Here is a 15,807-nt window from a genome sequence, read left to right as displayed (position 1 = left end):
GCCTTTGCGACACCCCTTCGGCCGGCGCCGCCAAACTCCCGTCGCGAGGTCGCCCAACCACACCCGGCGCCCCATCCTCAGTTACCGCACCACGCCTCCGCGACACCGCTTCGAGCGACGCCACCGGGCTCACATCGCGGGTCCGCGCAACCACACCCGCCGACCCATCCCCAGCCACCTCGCCACGCCTCCGCGACACCACTCCAGACGGCACCACCGAACCCCCGTCGCGAGGTCGCGCAACCACACCCGGCGACCCCGTCGGCCGCCTGCTCTCACCCGCGGCGCCGTGCCGTCGCGGCAATGCCTCCGGCGGATGCGCACCCGCCGTCACCGGACTCCCCTGGCGGGTTCGCGCTTGCCGAACAGCTCCTCCCAGAGCGGACCGGTGACCAGCCAGATCGCCGAGAGCACCCCCAGCCGCGGCAGCCAGCCCCACAGCGGCGCGACCTGCTCCGGCGTGCCGATCGCGAAGATCGCCACCAGCAACGCCACCGCGGCCAGTCCGCAGGCCAGCAGGCACTTGCCGAACTCGCGCCACTCGTGGCGCAGCTTCTCCCGGCCCCACAGCTTCGGCGGCGGGGGCGGGCCGCCGGCGAAGCGGTGCGCGAACCGCGCGTCGGCCCAGCGGACCATGCTCGGCCCGAACACCACGCTGAACCCGAGGTACACGGCCGCGAGCCCGTGCGTGAAGTTCGCCTTCGCGCCGCCGGCCAGGTCGATCACGGTGGCCACCAGCACCACGACGTCGAGCAGCGGCACCATGGCCAGCAGCACCACCGACGCCCGCCGGGCGTGCAGCGCGTACCGCACGGCCAGGCCGCCGATGATGAAAAGCCAGAAGCCGACCTCACCCGCCGCGATGACCGCGGCCATCGGGTTCTCCGCGAAGAACTTCCCTATTTCGTTCACCGGACCAGCGTCGCCCGGGAGCGGGCGCGGGCGCGTCGTCGATCGGAAGGACAGCGGATCATCACTTAGTAGGACGCGGACCGGCCACGCTCTGTGCTGGGATGGTCACGTGCACTTCCCACGCCTGCGCTCGCTCCCGGTGTGGCAGCAGGATGCCCTCATCGCGCTGACCACCTGGGTCCTCGGCCTGCTCGTCTACCTCAGCGGCATCCACGGCCTGCTGTCGGGGATCGACCGCGCGCCGCTGTGGGTCCGGCTCGCGGAGCTGACGGCGCTTTGCGGGCTCGAGCTGGTGCGGCGCTGGGTGCCGGGCGCGTTGCTGCTGGCCACGGTGGTGCTCGCGGTGGACATCGTGCTGAGCCCGTCGTTGCCGGTGGTGATCGTCTTCACGGACTTCCTGTACGCCGCGACGCTGTACGGCTCGCGGCGGACCAGCCGGGTGATGATCGGCGTCGCCGCGGTGTCGGTGGTGGCCGTGCTGGCCGGGGTGCTGGTGCTGGCCCAGCAGTGGCGCACGGCGGTGCTCGCGGGCCTGAGCATGCTGCCGTTCGTGCTCACTCCGGTGTGGTGGGCGGCGAACGTCCGGCAGCAGCGCGACATCGCCGACACCGAGCGCTCGAACGCCGAACAGGTGGCGAAGATCGCGGAGCTGGACAGGCGGGCCGCGGTGGCCGCCGAGCGTGGCCGGATGGCGCGCGACCTGCACGACGTGATCGCCGGGCACCTGTCGGCCATCGCGATCCAGTCGGAGGCGGCACTGTCCCTGCAGGAGGACCCGAAGCTGGCGAAGACGGTGCTGGAGTCGGTGCGGGAGAACAGCGTCAGCGCGCTGGAGGAGATGCGGGCGATGATCGGCCTGCTGAAGGCCGAGAGCGGCGGCCCGGAGACGACCGCGCCGGCCCGGCTGGCCGAACTGTCCAAACTGGTCGAGTCGGCGCGGGCCAGCGGCCTGCTGGTGACGGTCGGGTCCACCGTGGACGAAGAGGTCGCCCTCCCGGCGGCGGTCGACCTGACCGCCTATCGCATCGCGCAGGAAGCCCTGACGAACGCGGTGAAGCACGCCCCGGGCGGCCGGGTGGACGTGGACGTCCGCTACCTCGACGGAGTCCTGGAGGTGGAGGTCCGCAACGACGTGCACCACAAACCGAAGCCGGACAACGGTTCCGGAACAGGGCTGCTGAACATGCGCGAGCGAGCGGGAGCGGTGGGCGGCACCCTGACAGCAGGCCCGGCGGGCGCGGGCTGGCTGGTCCGAGCGGAGCTTCCTGTAGGAGGCCCAGCATGACCCCGGTGAGCGCGGCCCGATTCAGCGAGGGCCTTACTAACCCCAGCGATCACCCCGGCCGAGATGGAGCAACTGCTGTCGGAGCAGGACGGCCGGAGATCGCACCCGCCGGCGCAATTCACCTGGCCGCGGCCGGGACCTCATTCACCGGTGCGAGCCAGCCGAGCCGGGTCAAAGTCGTGCCCAGGCGCACGAACCACCCCAGCCCCACCGAACTCGCGCACGCCGGCGACCTGCCCACCGGCAACTCACCCGCCGGCGTGAGCCGGTCCCACGACACGACCGGCACCCGGCCACTCGGCGCCGCGGTGCCGGTGAGGAGCACTTCATGACCGTCAAGGTCCTCGTGGCCGATGATCACTCGGCTATCCGGACCGGGCTTGCCATTATCCTCGACAACGCCGAAGGCATCGAGGTCGTCGGGGAGGCCGCCGATGGGGCTGCCGCCATCCGGCAGGCTCGGGCGCTGCGGCCGGACGTCACCCTGATGGACGTGCGGATGCCCGGCACCGATGGGATCGCCGCCACCCGGGAGCTGGTCGCCGAGGGCCTCTGCGAAGTCCTCGTCCTCACCACCTTCGACCTCGACGAATACGTGCACGCCGCGCTGCGGGCCGGGGCCGCCGGGTTCCTGCTGAAGTCCGTCGAGGCGCCGCGGCTGATCGAGGCCGTCAAGCTGGTCGCCGCCGGGGAGGGGGTGCTCGCGCCGCAGGTCACCAAACGGCTCATCACCGCCTTCGCCGCCACCAGCCAGACGCCCGTCGCGCTGCCCCGGGGGCTCGGCGATCTCACCGAACGCGAGCGCGAGGTGCTCGGCTGCCTCGGCGCGGGCCTGTCGAACGCCCAGATCAGCGCCCGGCTGTACATCGGCGAGACGACCGTGAAGACCCACGTCTCGCGGGTGCTGACCAAGCTCGACCTGCGCTCCCGCGTCCAGGCCGCGATCCTCGCCCAGGAGAACGGCCTGGCCCTCGACGGGTGATCCCGGCCGTTCTGCGAAACAGCTCGTGACCTTCTAACTTCTCCTCATGGGTGTGCGGAGAACGTTGAACGTGGACGAGGTCCTGAAGCGTCAGGACTCGGGTGAGCTCAAACGGCGGCTTCGCGGACGCGACCTGATCGGGTTCGGCATCGGGATCATCATCGGCACCGGCATCTTCACCCTCGCGGGCGTCGAGGCGAAGACGCACGCCGGGCCGGCGGTGACGCTTTCGTTCGTCCTCGGCGCGGTCGTCGCCGGGCTGGCGGCGCTCTGCTACGCCGAGCTCGCCTCCAGCGTCCCGACGGCGGGAAGCGCTTACACCTACGCCTTCGCCACCCTCGGCGAGATCTTCGCCTGGATCATCGGCTGGGACCTGCTGCTCGAGTTCGCGCTCGGCGCCGCCGTGGTCGCCCGCGGCTGGTCCGGGTACCTGGCGAACCTGCTCGGCCTGTCGCCCGACTGGTTCGGCGAGGACGCGAAGGTCAACGTCGGCGCCGTCTTCATCATCGCCGTGCTGACCGTGGTCGCCGTGCTGGGCATCAAGGAATCCGCCTGGCTGACGAACCTGCTCGTGTGCGTGAAGGTCGCGGTCTGCGTCCTCGTGCTCGCGGTCGGCCTGTTCTTCGTCAAGGGCTCGAACCTGACGCCGTTCATCCCGACGGCCAAGGCCCCCGAGGGCGGGTCGAGCGTGCTGGAGCAGCCGATCGTGCAGGCGGCACTCGGCCTGGAGCAGTCGGTCTACGGCATCGCCGGCATGATCACCGCCGCCGCCGTGGTCTTCTTCGCCTACACCGGCTTCGAAGCGCTCGCGAACCTCGGCGAAGAGACGCTGAACCCGAAGAAGGACCTGCGGGTCGGCATCCTCGGCGCGCTGGCCGTCTGCGCGGTGCTCTACATCGGCGTCTCGATCGTCCTCACCGGGATGATCCCCTTCACCGACATCGACACCGGCGCGCCGCTGGCCGACGCGTTCGACAAGGTCGGCCAGCACTGGGTCGGCGCGCTGATCTCGCTCGGCGCGGTCACCGGCCTGACGTCGGTGATGATGGTCGAACTGGTCACGATCGGCCGGATCGGTTACGCGATGGGCCGCGACGGCCTGCTGCCCAAGAAGCTCGGCACCGCGCACCCGAAGTGGGGCACCCCGCACCGGATGACCATCGGCGGGGCCGCGCTGATCGCCGTGCTGGCCGCGTTCATCCCGATCTCCGAGCTGGCCGACATGGTGAGCATCGGCGCGCTGTCGGCGATGATCATCGTCGCGGTGGCCGTCCCGGTGCTGCGCCGCCGCCGTCCGGACCTGGACCGGCCGTTCACCGTGCCGTTCTCGCCGGTGATCCCGATCGTCGCGGCCGTGGCGTGCTTCTACCTGATGCTCAACCTGAACGTGCTCACGTGGATCCGGTTCGCGGTCTGGCTGGCCCTCGGGCTGGTCATCTACTTCACCTACGGCCGCCGCCACTCGCGGTTCGCGCCCGAAAACGCGGCGAAGGCAGGAGACGGCGAGACCGAGGTCAGTCCCAAAACGACGGAGTGAGGCCGGCGGCCCGGACCGCCTCGCGGGCGACCGCGGCGCGGTCCGTGTCGACGACCACCAGCATCCCCAGCCCGGCCAGCGCCGCCGTGATCCATTCCAGCGGCTGGTCGTGGATCCCGTTGTCCCCCAACGACGCGTAAGTGTCCACAACGGACAGAAGTGTCCCCTCGGCGCCGATCCGGATGCCCGCCAGGAGCACGAAGTGACCACCCGGCGGGCGCCAGCGGGACGTCCACAGTGGCGGGACGCCGGTGTCGAGGTAGTCGAGCAGCGCCCGTTCCGGGGTGTCGTCGGCGCCGAGCTCCGCGCCGTCGATCCGGGCGATCACCGCGACGCGGGGCAGGTCCCACAGCCCGACCAGGAGGTCGAACACCGAGCCGGTGGTCCACTCCCCCACCGCCGGCACCGCGGTGAGGGTGCCACCGGACAACGTCGCAACGGCCGTCGCGAGGGCGGACACGCGCGTACCGGCGGCGACCGGATCCCCGGCGACCGGCAGTGACAGCCGGAAATCGGCCCGCCCCGGCTCGCCCGGTGGGCGGAACACCGGCCCGCGGATGGTGCCCGCGGCCGCCGCGACGGCGTCCTGGTCGAGCACGTCGAGCCCGGCCGCCCGCAGCGCGGCGAGGCCGCAGAACGCCGCGGCCAGCCCGTCCTTCTGCGGCAGCTCCGCCTGGGCCACCGCGGCCAGCCGGGCGCCGCCCGGCAGCCACCGCATCCCGGACAGGTCGAGCTGCCCGCCGTCGATCCCCGAAGACATCAATCCCCTCAACGAACCCCTCAATAACGCCACAAGTGCGCGGCGACGATCTCCTCGGTACTCCGTTCGGCCGCCCACGCCGCGTCGGAGGCCCGGACCGCGCGGAAGGCACCCAGCAGCTCGTCGCCGAGCACGCCGGCGATCCGCGGTGAGGCCAGCAGCGCGGCGTCCTGCGCGGCGGTGTCCGCGGGCAGCCGCCGCACCCCGCGCGTCTCCCGCTCGCCCTCGCTCCAGCCGCCCGGGTCCTCGCCGATCGGCTCGGGCAGCGCGGGCGAGTCCTCGATCCCGGCCATGCCCGCGGCCAGCACCGCGGCGAGCGCGAGGTACGGGTTCGCGGAGGCGTCGGACGTCTTGAGCTCGACGTTCGCGTGGCCGGCGCCCAGCAGTGCCGAACCCGGGACGTACCGCAGCGGCGCCTCCCGGTTCTCGACGCCCCAGAACGCGTACGCGCCGGCGAAGAAGCCGGGACGCAGCCGCAGCGTCGACGGGACGCTCGGCGCGGTGATCGCCGTCAGCGCCGGCAGGTCGCGCAGGAGCCCGGCGAGGTAACCGGCGCCGTCACCGGCCGGGACGCCGTGTCCGGCGAGCAGGTTGCGGCCCTTGCGGCCGACCGAGGTGTGCAGGTGCCAGCCGTTGCCGGCGGCGCCGAGCCCGATCAGCGGCGCGAAGCTGACGACGAGGCCGTGCGCGTGCGCGGCGGCGTGGATGGTCTGGCGGGCCAGCAGCTGGTCGTCGGCGGCGGCGAGCGGGTCGGTGGCGGCCAGCGAGAGCTCGAGCTGCGCGACGCCGTACTCGGCGTGCAGCTGGCCGATCCGCAGGCCGTTGGCGGCGAAGTCGTGCAGGAGGGCCGCGACGAAGCCGTCCAGGCCGACGAGCGCGTGCGGGCTGTAGGCGGGCCCGGGGTGGCCGGGCGCGGACACGACGTCGGCGCTGCCCGCCGGGGCGACGGCGAACTCCAGCTCGTAGCCGGCGCGGAAGTCGAGCCCGCGGCGCGCGCCCTCGGCGACCTGGGCCTCCAGGACGCTGCGCTGGCAGTAGGGCCACGGCGAGCCGTCGGCGGCGACCTGCCGGACCGGCGCCCACGCGAGCGCGGGCTGCCCGGCCAGCCGCCGCAGCCGCTCGATCACGGGCACGAGCCGGACGTCCCCGGACGGCGTGGCGAGGCCGGGGTGACCGTAGGTGATGGCGTCGTGGCTGTCGAAGACGGCGAACAGCGACGTCGCGCCGACGCCGCGGGAGGCCGCGTCGGCCAGGCCGGCGATGGGGACGATGCGCGAGCGCGGGATGCCGTTGTTGTCGGCCCAGGCCAGGTGGACACCGCCCACCCCGGCCGCGGCGAGGTCCTTGGCCGCCGCCGACGCCGCCTTCGTCATGTCACCCGCCTCCTGCCGACGGGCTCAGTATCCCCGGTCCGGCCGGAACGCGGCCAGCACGATCCAGCCCCACCCCAGCCCCCGCCCTCTCCGGGGGACCGGCCCCGCTTCCAGCGTATCGGGGGTGGCCGACGGGAACGCCGAAAACGGGCTGTCGCCGCCCGGTTGTCCACATTGCCGGGTGCCTGTGGACAACCGGCTAGCCCGGCGGCTCCGGGGACGGCCGTGAAGGCGGCTCACGGCGTCGCAGGGCCACGCCTGCGACCACCGCGAGGGTCCCCGCCGCCTCCGGCAGGGTCGGCACCTGGTGCAGGAGCAGGAAGCCCGTCACGCCCGCCGTCACCGGGAGCAGCGCCAGGAGGACCGCGAAGCGGGCCTGGCCGAGGCGGCGCAGGACGACCTGGTCGAGCGCGTACGGCACCACCGTCGACAGCACGCCGACCCCGATGCCGAGCAGGAGCATGCGTGGCGAAGACCACAGTTCGCCCGTGCCGAACGCCAGCGGCGAGAGCACGACCGTCGCCGCGGCGAAGCCGATCGCCAGGCTGTCGATGCCGTCGCCGTCGTCCGCCACGCGCTTGCCGATGAGGATGTAGCCCGCCCACGCGGCCGCCGCGGCCAGCGCGAACAGCACGCCGAGGGCGCTGCCGGACAGCTGGACGTCCGCGATCGCCACCACCCCGGCGGCCACCAGCAGCAGCGCCAGCACGTCCCGCCGGGTGCGGGAGCCGGCGGCGGCCACCACCACCGGCCCGGCGAACTCCATGGCCACCACCGTGCCCAGCGGGAGCCGGGCGATCGCCTCGTAGAAGAGCACGTTCATGCCCGCCGTCACGACGCCGAAGACGCACGCCAGCAGCAGCCGCCGGCCCCGCCAGGCCACGCGGGGCGGCCGCCGCCAGGCCAGCAGCACCACCGCCGCGCCCAGGCAGCGCAGCCAGGCCACCCCCGCGGGCGTCGCGTGGCCGAAAAGATCGACCGCGACGGCCGCTCCGGCGTACATGGAAATTCCGCTGAGAACGAACAACAGCGGGGCGGGTACCGCGGAAACCCTCCGGGACGACGTCAGTGAACTCACGACTCCATGGTGCCTGACCACGGAAAATGTGACTCTCCGGGTAATCGTCTCCTGCATTGCGGGATGCGGCTACGACATCCGGGGTAATTCGGCGTGACTCAGGTCCCACCGGCGCGGGAACACTTGCGGGCCGCGAAACGTCTGGAAGAGTGGAAGCACGAACACCGCGGAGCCGGAGGCGATCGCCGCCACCGGCGTCAGTCCCGAAGTGGGCGTAGCTGGATCGATGGCACCGGGCAACCGGTGCCGGGACGGAGGGAGACCCCCATGACAACGCCGACGCTCACCCGCCCCGAACTGACCGCCGCCGACCGCTGTGACCGGTGCGGGGCCGCAGCTCAGGTACGCGCCGTCCTCAAGGGCGGCGAGCTTCTCTTCTGCGGGCACCACGCCCGCGAGCACGAGGCCAAGCTCAAGGAACTGTCCGCCGACATCCAGCGGTAACAACCTAGACACACGAAGGCGGCCAGTGCGCACAGGCACTGGCCGCTTTCGCATTTCCGGACCTGCCCGGTGTGCAACTTGCAATGAGCGGACTCGATTGTCACGGCGCGGCCGCGGAATGCCGTGATTCCGGACACGAAACCGGACAGGAAATCAGACAGAATCCAGGACGACTTCGAACGCGACTTCGGCGGCGCCCAGCAGCTTCACGTCGGCGCCGAGCGCCGAACTGACGATCCGTGTACCCCCGACGGCCCGGCTCACCAGGCTGCGCCGGCGCACCTCGGTCCCGACGTGCCGCAGGACCGCCTCCGGCAGCACTGTCAGCAGGTCGCCGAGGATCACCAGCTGCGGCCCGAGCAGGTTGACGACGTTGATCAGCCCCAGGGTCAGCCACTCGGCGAACTCCGCGAGCCGCGTCAGCGCCGTCTCGGGGTCACGGCCGAGCTCGCGCAGCTCGAACAGGATCGCCCCGCGCGGGGTGTCCTCCGCCAGGCCCAGCGCGCGGCACAGCGCCGCCTCGCCGACCTCGGTCTCCCAGCAGCCGCTGCTGCCGCAGTAGCAGGCCCGCCCGCCGGGCCGGATCACCATGTGCCCGATCTCGCCGACGTAGCCGGCGCCGCCCCGCAGGGCGGCGCCTTCGGCGATGACACCGCCGCCGACCCCGACGTCCGCCGAGATGTAGACCATGTCGGACGACCCGCGGGCCGCGCCGCGCAGGTGCTCGGCGACCGCGCCGAGCTCGGCGTCGTTGCCGACCAGGATCGGGATCTGCAGCACCGCGCCGAGCCGCTCGCCGAGCGCGACGTCGGTCCAGCGCAGGTTCGGGGCCTCGTGCACGTGCCCGTCCGCGCGCCGGACCACACCCGGCACCGACACCCCGACCGCCACCGGGGTCACGTCGAGGTCGCCGGCCAGCACGGTCGTCGACTCGATGACGTGGGTGATGACCTCTTCGGGACGGTTCATCCGGCCCCGCAGGTTCCAGCTGTTGCGGCCCAGGATCTGGCCGCCCAGCCCCACGAGGGCGATCGCGACGTGCTCGACCTGCAGGTCGACCGCGAGCACGACCGCCGCGTGCGGCTGGGGCAGGACCAGGAGCGAGGGGCGGCCCGCCCCTCGTCCCGGCCTCGGCACCTTCTCCTCGACGACACCGGCTTCCGCCAGCCCGTCGACGAGGGTCTTGATCGTGCTCCGGTTGAGCCCCAGCTCGGCGGCCAGGGTCGCCCGGGTGCTCGGCCCGCCGACGTGCAGCAGGCGGAGCAGGGTCGTGCGGTTGTGCCGACGCACCTCGTCCGGTCGTGCGACGGGTGAGCTGGACACGGGCTTGATCATCCCATGCTGGTTCAGCGCGTCGACGCAGCCGCGCGGCGCCGCGACAGCGCGTCGACCGTGGCGGCGAGCAGGAGGACCAGGCCGGTGACGATGTTGACCACCGCGGCAGGCTGCTTGAGCAGGCCCAGACCGTTGATGACCACGGCGATCACGAGACCACCGACGACGGCGTCGGCCACGCGGCCCTTGCCGCCGAACAGCGACGTGCCGCCGATGACGGCCGCGCCGACCGAGTACAGCAGCGTGTTGAGGCCACCGGACTGCGGGCTGACCGAGCCGACCTTCGACGCGGCGACGATGCCGCCGATGGCGGCGACCGCCGAGCCGATGATGAACACGCTCGCCCGGATCTTCGGCACGTCGATACCGGCACGGCGGGCGGCTTCCTTGTTGCCGCCGACCGCGTAGACGTACCGGCCGTACTTGGTCCGGTTGAGCACGTAGGTCCCGGCCACCAGCAGCACCAGCATGACCGGGATGACGTACGGGACGCCCTCGATCGTCACGACGGCCTTGTTCGGCGAACGGTTGATCGTCAGCAGCCAGGTGCCCAGCGCCGACAGCACGACGAGCGCGCCGACCTTGACCAGCACCAGCGCCGTCGGCTGGACGACCAGGCCACGCTGGAGCCGCCGGAAGTGGCTGAGCAGCGTGATCACCGCGAACCCGCCGGCCGCGACGAGGAAGAAGATCCAGCTGCCGAGGACGTCCAGGTTGCCGTTGGAGATCTTGTACAGGATGTCCGAGTTGGTGATGCCGATCGTGCCGCCCTCACCGATGAACTGCAGCAGGACGCCCTGCCACACGATGAACAGCGCCAGCGTCACGACGAAGGACGGCATGCCGATCTTCGACACCAGGAAGCCGGTGATGCAGCCGATCGCGGTGCCGACGCAGATGGCCAGCAGGATCTCCAGCCAGGCGTTGGCGGGGACGCCGATCGCGACGATCAGCAAGCCGACCAGCGACAGCGCGGCACCGCCCCAGATCCGCTGGTAGGCCGACAGCAGCATGGCCGCGGCGAGGACCGCGATGAACGTGATGAACACGCCGGATCCCATGGAGCCCAGCAGGTTCCCCGCGTGCACGTAGTGCAGGGCCATCACCGACGCGGCGGTGCCGGACGCCACACCGGCGGCGAGGTCGATCTCGCCGAGCAGCAGCACGAAGACGATGCCCATCGCGATGATGATCACGCCCGCGCCCTGCGGGAAGACGTTGGCGATGTTGGCCAGCGTGAAGAAGTTGTCCGACAGCGCGCTGAACAGGATCACCAGCACGAGCAGGCCGAACAGGGACGGCAGCGAGCCGAGCTCGCCGGCTCGGATGCGGGCGAAGTAGTCACGCAGCGCTTCGCCGGTTGACATCGATGTCGTGTCGATGCCGAAGTCGGTGATCGCCGCGGTGGGGTTCTGGGTCTGCGCGAGCGCGTCGGCGGGGCTGCCGACCTCGTGCTTGGCAGGGGTTTCAGTCATTTCCGGTTCTTTCTTCCCGCTCACAGGACCACGGCTTCGGGCCGGGCAAGGCCGAGGTCACCGGAGCGACCCGCGGTGATCAGTTCCACGACCTGGCCGTGGCTGACGTCCTTCGTGTGCACCTCGGCGACGAGGCGGCCGAGGTACAGGACCGAGATGCGGTCGGCGACCTCGAACACGTCGGCCATGTTGTGGCTGATCAGCACGACGCCCAGGCCCTGCTCCGCCAGCCGGCGGACGAGGTCGAGCACCTGCCGGGTCTGCGCGACGCCGAGGGCGGCGGTCGGCTCGTCGAGGACGACGACCTTGCTGTTCCACAGCACCGACTTGGCGATGGCCACGGTCTGGCGCTGGCCACCGGACAGCGAGGAGACCGGGGTGCGCACGGACTTGACGGTCCGGACCGAGAGCGAGGCCAGCGTTTCGCGGGCGGCCTTCTCCATGCTGGCTTCGTCCAGCTTCCACGAGCTGCCGCGCTCGCGGCCGAGGAACATGTTCTGGACGATGTCGAGGTTGTCGGCCAGCGCGAGGTCCTGGTAGACGACCTCGATGCCGAGGTCCGCCGCGTCGCGCGGGCCGCGGATGTGGGTGTCCTTGCCGTTGAACCGCACGGCCCCCGAGTCGTACGGGTGGATGCCGGCGATGCACTTGACGAGGGTCGACTTGCCGGCGCCGTTGTCGCCGACCAGGGCGGTGACCTCGCCCGCACGCACGTCGAAGTCCACGTCGTGGAGGACGTGGACGGGGCCGAAGCTCTTGTTCAGGCCCTTGATCTCGAGGATGGGCTCACTCATGGATGGCATTTCTCCGAATTTCTGCTGCCCTGTGCCGCCGCTCGGGCCAGGCGGTCCTGCAAGCGGGGAGTGGGGACCGGGCCGGGACGCGCCGTCGGGGTGCGCGTCCCGGCCCGGCTGTTCATGGGTACTGCCGGCGGCTCAGGAGATGCCGAGCGTGGCGCACTTGGCGGCGAGGTCGCCACCGCAGATCTCGCTCGCCTTCACGTAGCCCTCGGTGACGACGGTCTTGACGTCCTTCGCGAGGATCGTCTGCGGCGTCAGCAGCACCGACTTGATGTCGCGGTTGCCCTTCGGGTCGTGGAGCGTGCCCGTGGCGATCGCGGCAGCACCGGCGGTGTCACCCTTGGCGAGGGCGGCGGCCAGCTTGGCGGTGGACTCCGCCTCCTGCTTGATCGGCTTGAAGACCGTCATGTACTGGTCGCCGCGCATGACCGCCATCAGGCCGTCGGCGGTGGCGTCCTGGCCGGTGACCGGGACCTTCCCGTTGAGGCCGTTCTTCTTGAGGATGGTGATGACCGCGCCGGCCAGGCCGTCGTTCGCCGCGACGACGCCGTCGACCTTGCCGCCGTTGGAGGTGAAGATCTGCTCGAACGTCGTGCCGCCGAGCTGGTTGTCCCAGTCGTTGATCGGCTGCTTCTGGATCCGCTTGAGCGTGCCCGCCGAGGCCAGCGGGTCGAGGACGGAGTCCTGGCCCTTGGTGAACAGCGTGGCGTTGTTGTCGGTCGGGGCGCCCTCGATCTGGACGAAGCCCGCGCCCGGCTTGCTCTTCAGCGCGTCGGCCATGGCCTGGCCCTGCAGCTGGCCGACCTTCTCGTTGTCGAACGAGACGTAGTAGTCGGCGGACCCGCCGAGGCTCGGGCGGTCGTAGTCGATGACCGGGATGCCCGCGGTCTTCGCCTTGGCCTCGACCGCGGCACCGACGGCCGGGTCACCCGGGGCGATGACCAGGACCTTGACGCCGGAGCTGATGAAGCCGTCCGCCAGGGTGGAGAACTTCTGGTTGTCACCCTGGGCGTTCTGGACGTCGACCTCGAAGCCCTGGGCCGTCAGCGCGGCCGTCAGCATCGGCTTGTCGAAGGCTTCCCAGCGGGCCGAGGTGGCGGTCTCCGGCAGGATGACACCGACCTTGCCGGAGGCACCGCCGGCGGCGGCCGGGGCGGACGAGGAAGCGGAGCTGCTCCCCGTGCCCCCGCTGTCCGAACTGTTTGCACCGCAAGCGGTCAGCACCAGGCCGGTGCTCACCGTGGCGGCGAGGAGGGTAAGGGTTCTGCTGCGCATCCTCGTTCCTTCCGGATCCAAGCATTGTGACGAGTGGCCCTCGACGTCGTCTCGGGCCTTGCGCGGCGGCGATCCGGAGGAGCCCCCGGCGCACCGACGCGCATATGTTGTGGGCGACAACATATGCCGCTGAGCGGCTGCGGGGAAGATAGCTGGATCGATTAAATGACACCAATTGGACACGGTTCGGCAACACGCGCTGAACCTCGCCCGGAAAGAGTAGATCCGCTGACGATGTGATCGCCAGCACTCACCGTGTGTTACATCCAGGTTTCTTGAAGACGCGAAGGTACTCCGGCCGCGGACCCGCCGGGTACCGAGCGTGGGCGGCGCCGGAGTTCGTGGTGATCCCACCGGTCACGCCCGCGCCTGGTCGCCGACTTGCGAAACCTTTCGGAAGGACTGCCCTCCCGGTCCTCCAGGCCCGGGGAAACGGGCAGGACCGAGGTGACAGGCCGGTACGCAGCGTCACAGATCCTGGACGGGTTTCCGCAGGTGGCGCCGGGAGCGGAGGGTGACCACCCGGAGTTCAGCCTCCCGGGCTACATGGCCTCATCCGGTGGGGTCCGCGAGGTGAGCCCGGCGGCGACGCGCCTGGCGCCGATCCGAGCGCCCCAAGGGGGCCCTTCGGTGCGTCTGCCACGCCCAGGGCCGCCTTACCGCCTTGGGGCGTTCGACGGCCCCACGTGGATCCGCCGGGGCTCACCAGGAGCGAAGGGTGACGATCCGCTCTTCGAGCTGCTCCATCGTCGCCATCGCGGTCGGCGGGCCGCCGCACACCCGGCGCAGCTCGTTGTGGATCGCGCCGTGCGGCTTCTTGGTGCGGTGGTGGTACATGCCGACCAGGGCGTTCAGCTCCTTGCGCAGCGCGCCGAGGCGTTCGCTCACCGAGGCCGCGCGGGCCGGGGCCGGCGGGGCCGCTTCTTCCGCCTTGGGCTTGCGGCGCTTCTCGTCGGCGATCTGCTCTTCCTGCCGCTTGCGCAGCAGCGCGCGGACCTGGTCGGGCTCCAGCAGGCCGGGCAGGCCCAGGTACTCCTGCTCCTCGTCCGATCCCGAGAAGACGGCCGTGCCGAAGGAGTTGCCGTCGTAGATCACCTGGTCCAGCTCGGCCGAGGCGCCCAGCGAGGTGAACGCCTTCTCCTCCTCGCCCGGCTCGTCCTCGGTGCGGTTGGCCTGGGCCAGGAGCTCGTCCTCCCAGCCCTCCTGCTCGCGGTGGGGCTTGCCCAGCACGTGGTCGCGCTGCGCCTCCAGCTCGCTGGCCAGCTCCAGCAGCACCGGCACGGACGGCAGGAAGACGCTCGCCGTCTCCCCCTTCTTCCGCGCCCGCACGTAGCGGCCGATCGCCTGGGCGAAGAACAGCGGGGTCGACGCGCTCGTGGCGTACACACCCACGGACAGCCGCGGGACGTCGACGCCTTCGGAGACCATCCGGACGGCCACGATCCAGCGCTCGTTCGTCTCGGAGAACTCCTTGATCCGGCCCGAGGCCTTCGGATCGTCGGAGAGCACCAGCGTCGGCATCTCCCCCGAGAGCCGTTCCAGGATCTTCGCGTACGCGCGCGCCGACTCCTGGTCGGTGGCGATCACCAGGCCGCCCGCGTCCGGCACGCTCTGGCGGACCTGCGACAACCGCGTGTCGGCCGCGTGCAGCACCGCCGGGATCCACTCGCCGGACGGGTCGAGCGCCGTGCGCCACGCCCGGGCGTTCTGCTCCGCCGTCAGCGGCTCGCCCAGCCGGGCGGTGAACTCCTCCCCCGCGCTGGTGCGCCAGGAGGCCTCACCCGAGTAGGCGAGGAAGACGACCGGCCGGACCACGCCGTCGGCCAGCGCGTCGGCGTAGCCGTAGGAGTGGTCGGACTTGCTGCGCTGGAAGCCGCCGGCGTCGGGCTCGTAGGTGACGAACGGGATGGCCGAGTCGTCACTGCGGAACGGCGTCCCGGTCAGGCACAGGCGCCGCACGGCCGGGGTGAAGGCCTCGCGGATCGCGTCACCCCAGGACTTCGCGTCGCCGCCGTGGTGGATCTCGTCGAGGATGACCAGCGTCTTGCGGTTCTCGGTGCGCACCCGGTGCAGCGTCGGGTGGGCCGCGACCTGCGCGTACGTCAGCGCGACGCCGTTGTAGTCCGACGACGTGACGCCGGTGGTGTTGCGGAAGTTCGAGTCGATCTGGATCCCGGCCGCGGCCGCCGACGCCGCCCACTGGTGCTTCAGGTGCTCGGTCGGCGTGACGATGGTGACCGCCTCGATCGTGCGGTCGGACAGCAGTTCCGCGGCGATCCGGAGGCCGAACACGGTCTTGCCGGCGCCGGGCGTCGCCACCGCGAGGAAGTCCTTGGGGCCCGTGGTCAGGTACTTGGTCAGTGCCCGCCGCTGCCACGCCCGCAGCGGGCGCGCGGTCGAGTCCTTCTCCGCGGGAGGCGCCCCGAGCTGCGTCCCCGTCATGCCGGTCCCCCCTCGCTCAAAGTGCCATTCACGTGCTTTGACGTGCGAAAACCCTCACTGTGGTACCGACTTCCGTGTCGGCGACTGCGGTGAGGGCACTCCAGCGAGT

At 71.5% G+C, this 15,807-nt stretch carries 13 protein-coding genes; 4 read left to right on the top strand and 9 right to left on the bottom strand.

The annotated features are described in order from the left end of the window. Positions 1–330 precede the first annotated feature (330 nt). The gene (locus tag VA596_RS41030; RefSeq protein ID WP_323334897.1) at positions 331–912 is read right to left on the bottom strand and encodes a hypothetical protein; all 582 of its coding nucleotides are present in this window, start codon (positions 910–912) and stop codon (positions 331–333) included. 109 nt (positions 913–1,021) lie between these two features. On the opposite strand from VA596_RS41030, the gene VA596_RS41025 reads away from it, so the two are divergent. From VA596_RS41025 to VA596_RS41015, 3 genes are all read left to right on the top strand, one after another. Next, positions 1,022–2,197, top strand: coding sequence for a sensor histidine kinase (locus VA596_RS41025; protein ID WP_323334896.1), 1,176 nt, complete (start codon positions 1,022–1,024; stop codon positions 2,195–2,197). Positions 2,198–2,525: 328 nt separating this feature from the next. Further along, positions 2,526–3,179 (top strand): response regulator transcription factor, encoded by a 654-nt coding sequence (locus VA596_RS41020; RefSeq protein ID WP_323334894.1) that lies wholly within the window; start codon positions 2,526–2,528, stop codon positions 3,177–3,179. A gap of 70 nt (positions 3,180–3,249) precedes the next feature. Further along, on the top strand, positions 3,250–4,716 hold the full coding sequence (locus VA596_RS41015; protein ID WP_323335353.1) for an amino acid permease: 1,467 nt from the start codon (positions 3,250–3,252) through the stop codon (positions 4,714–4,716). Here the strand turns inward: VA596_RS41015 and VA596_RS41010 are convergent. From VA596_RS41010 to VA596_RS41000, 3 genes are all read right to left on the bottom strand, one after another. Further along, entirely contained in the window at positions 4,694–5,476 is a 783-nt protein-coding gene (locus tag VA596_RS41010; RefSeq protein ID WP_323334892.1) for a DUF6885 family protein, read from the bottom strand. The two genes, VA596_RS41015 and VA596_RS41010, sit on opposite strands and share 23 nt — an antisense overlap. Positions 5,477–5,496: 20 nt before the next feature. Next, positions 5,497–6,849, bottom strand: a complete 1,353-nt coding sequence (locus VA596_RS41005) for a type I glutamate--ammonia ligase (protein ID WP_323334889.1) — start codon at positions 6,847–6,849, stop codon at positions 5,497–5,499. Between the two features lie 199 nt (positions 6,850–7,048). Next, positions 7,049–7,852: an EamA family transporter gene (locus VA596_RS41000; RefSeq protein WP_323334887.1), complete on the bottom strand. Its 804-nt coding sequence runs from the start codon at positions 7,850–7,852 to the stop codon at positions 7,049–7,051. A 342-nt stretch (positions 7,853–8,194) separates the two neighbouring features. On the opposite strand from VA596_RS41000, the gene VA596_RS40995 reads away from it, so the two are divergent. Beyond that, positions 8,195–8,371 (top strand): DUF7455 domain-containing protein, encoded by a 177-nt coding sequence (locus tag VA596_RS40995; RefSeq protein WP_247011850.1) that lies wholly within the window; start codon positions 8,195–8,197, stop codon positions 8,369–8,371. A 153-nt stretch (positions 8,372–8,524) separates the two neighbouring features. Here VA596_RS40995 and VA596_RS40990 read toward each other — a convergent pair whose 3' ends face one another. The 5 genes from VA596_RS40990 to VA596_RS40970 all read right to left on the bottom strand — a co-directional run bounded on the left by VA596_RS40990 (position 8,525) and on the right by VA596_RS40970 (position 15,698). Continuing rightward, positions 8,525–9,706, bottom strand: a complete 1,182-nt coding sequence (locus VA596_RS40990; protein ID WP_323334885.1) for an ROK family transcriptional regulator — start codon at positions 9,704–9,706, stop codon at positions 8,525–8,527. Positions 9,707–9,717: 11 nt separating this feature from the next. Further along, positions 9,718–11,181, bottom strand: a complete 1,464-nt coding sequence (locus VA596_RS40985) for a sugar ABC transporter permease (protein ID WP_323334883.1) — start codon at positions 11,179–11,181, stop codon at positions 9,718–9,720. 20 nt (positions 11,182–11,201) lie between these two features. Beyond that, a complete protein-coding gene (locus tag VA596_RS40980) occupies positions 11,202–11,975 on the bottom strand; it encodes an ATP-binding cassette domain-containing protein (RefSeq protein ID WP_323334881.1) in 774 nt (257 codons plus the stop codon). Between the two features lie 141 nt (positions 11,976–12,116). Continuing rightward, entirely contained in the window at positions 12,117–13,256 is a 1,140-nt protein-coding gene (locus VA596_RS40975) for a sugar ABC transporter substrate-binding protein (RefSeq protein ID WP_323334879.1), read from the bottom strand. Positions 13,257–13,958: 702 nt separating this feature from the next. Beyond that, positions 13,959–15,698 carry a DEAD/DEAH box helicase gene (locus VA596_RS40970; protein WP_323334878.1) on the bottom strand — a complete coding sequence of 580 codons (1,740 nt, stop codon included), beginning with the start codon at positions 15,696–15,698 and terminating at the stop codon, positions 13,959–13,961. Between the last annotated feature and the right edge of the window lie 109 nt (positions 15,699–15,807).

This window comes from Amycolatopsis heterodermiae (assembly GCF_034929455.1).
Classification (GTDB): Bacteria; Actinomycetota; Actinomycetes; order Mycobacteriales; family Pseudonocardiaceae; genus Amycolatopsis; species Amycolatopsis heterodermiae.
The sequence above is the reverse complement of the archived record's forward strand: the minus strand, read 5'-3'. Positions and strand labels throughout refer to the sequence as shown.

Coding starts and splice junctions, on each gene's coding strand:
- VA596_RS41020 (WP_323334894.1), top strand. CDS start 2,526: ATGACCGTCAAGGTCCTCGTGGCCGATGATCACTCGGCTATCCGGACC.
- VA596_RS41010 (WP_323334892.1), bottom strand. CDS start 5,476: ATGTCTTCGGGGATCGACGGCGGGCAGCTCGACCTGTCCGGGATGCGG.
- VA596_RS41005 (WP_323334889.1), bottom strand. CDS start 6,849: ATGACGAAGGCGGCGTCGGCGGCGGCCAAGGACCTCGCCGCGGCCGGG.
- VA596_RS41000 (WP_323334887.1), bottom strand. CDS start 7,852: ATGTACGCCGGAGCGGCCGTCGCGGTCGATCTTTTCGGCCACGCGACG.
- VA596_RS40995 (WP_247011850.1), top strand. CDS start 8,195: ATGACAACGCCGACGCTCACCCGCCCCGAACTGACCGCCGCCGACCGC.
- VA596_RS40990 (WP_323334885.1), bottom strand. CDS start 9,706: ATGATCAAGCCCGTGTCCAGCTCACCCGTCGCACGACCGGACGAGGTG.
- VA596_RS40985 (WP_323334883.1), bottom strand. CDS start 11,181: ATGACTGAAACCCCTGCCAAGCACGAGGTCGGCAGCCCCGCCGACGCG.
- VA596_RS40980 (WP_323334881.1), bottom strand. CDS start 11,975: ATGAGTGAGCCCATCCTCGAGATCAAGGGCCTGAACAAGAGCTTCGGC.
- VA596_RS40975 (WP_323334879.1), bottom strand. CDS start 13,256: ATGCGCAGCAGAACCCTTACCCTCCTCGCCGCCACGGTGAGCACCGGC.
- VA596_RS40970 (WP_323334878.1), bottom strand. CDS start 15,698: ATGACGGGGACGCAGCTCGGGGCGCCTCCCGCGGAGAAGGACTCGACC.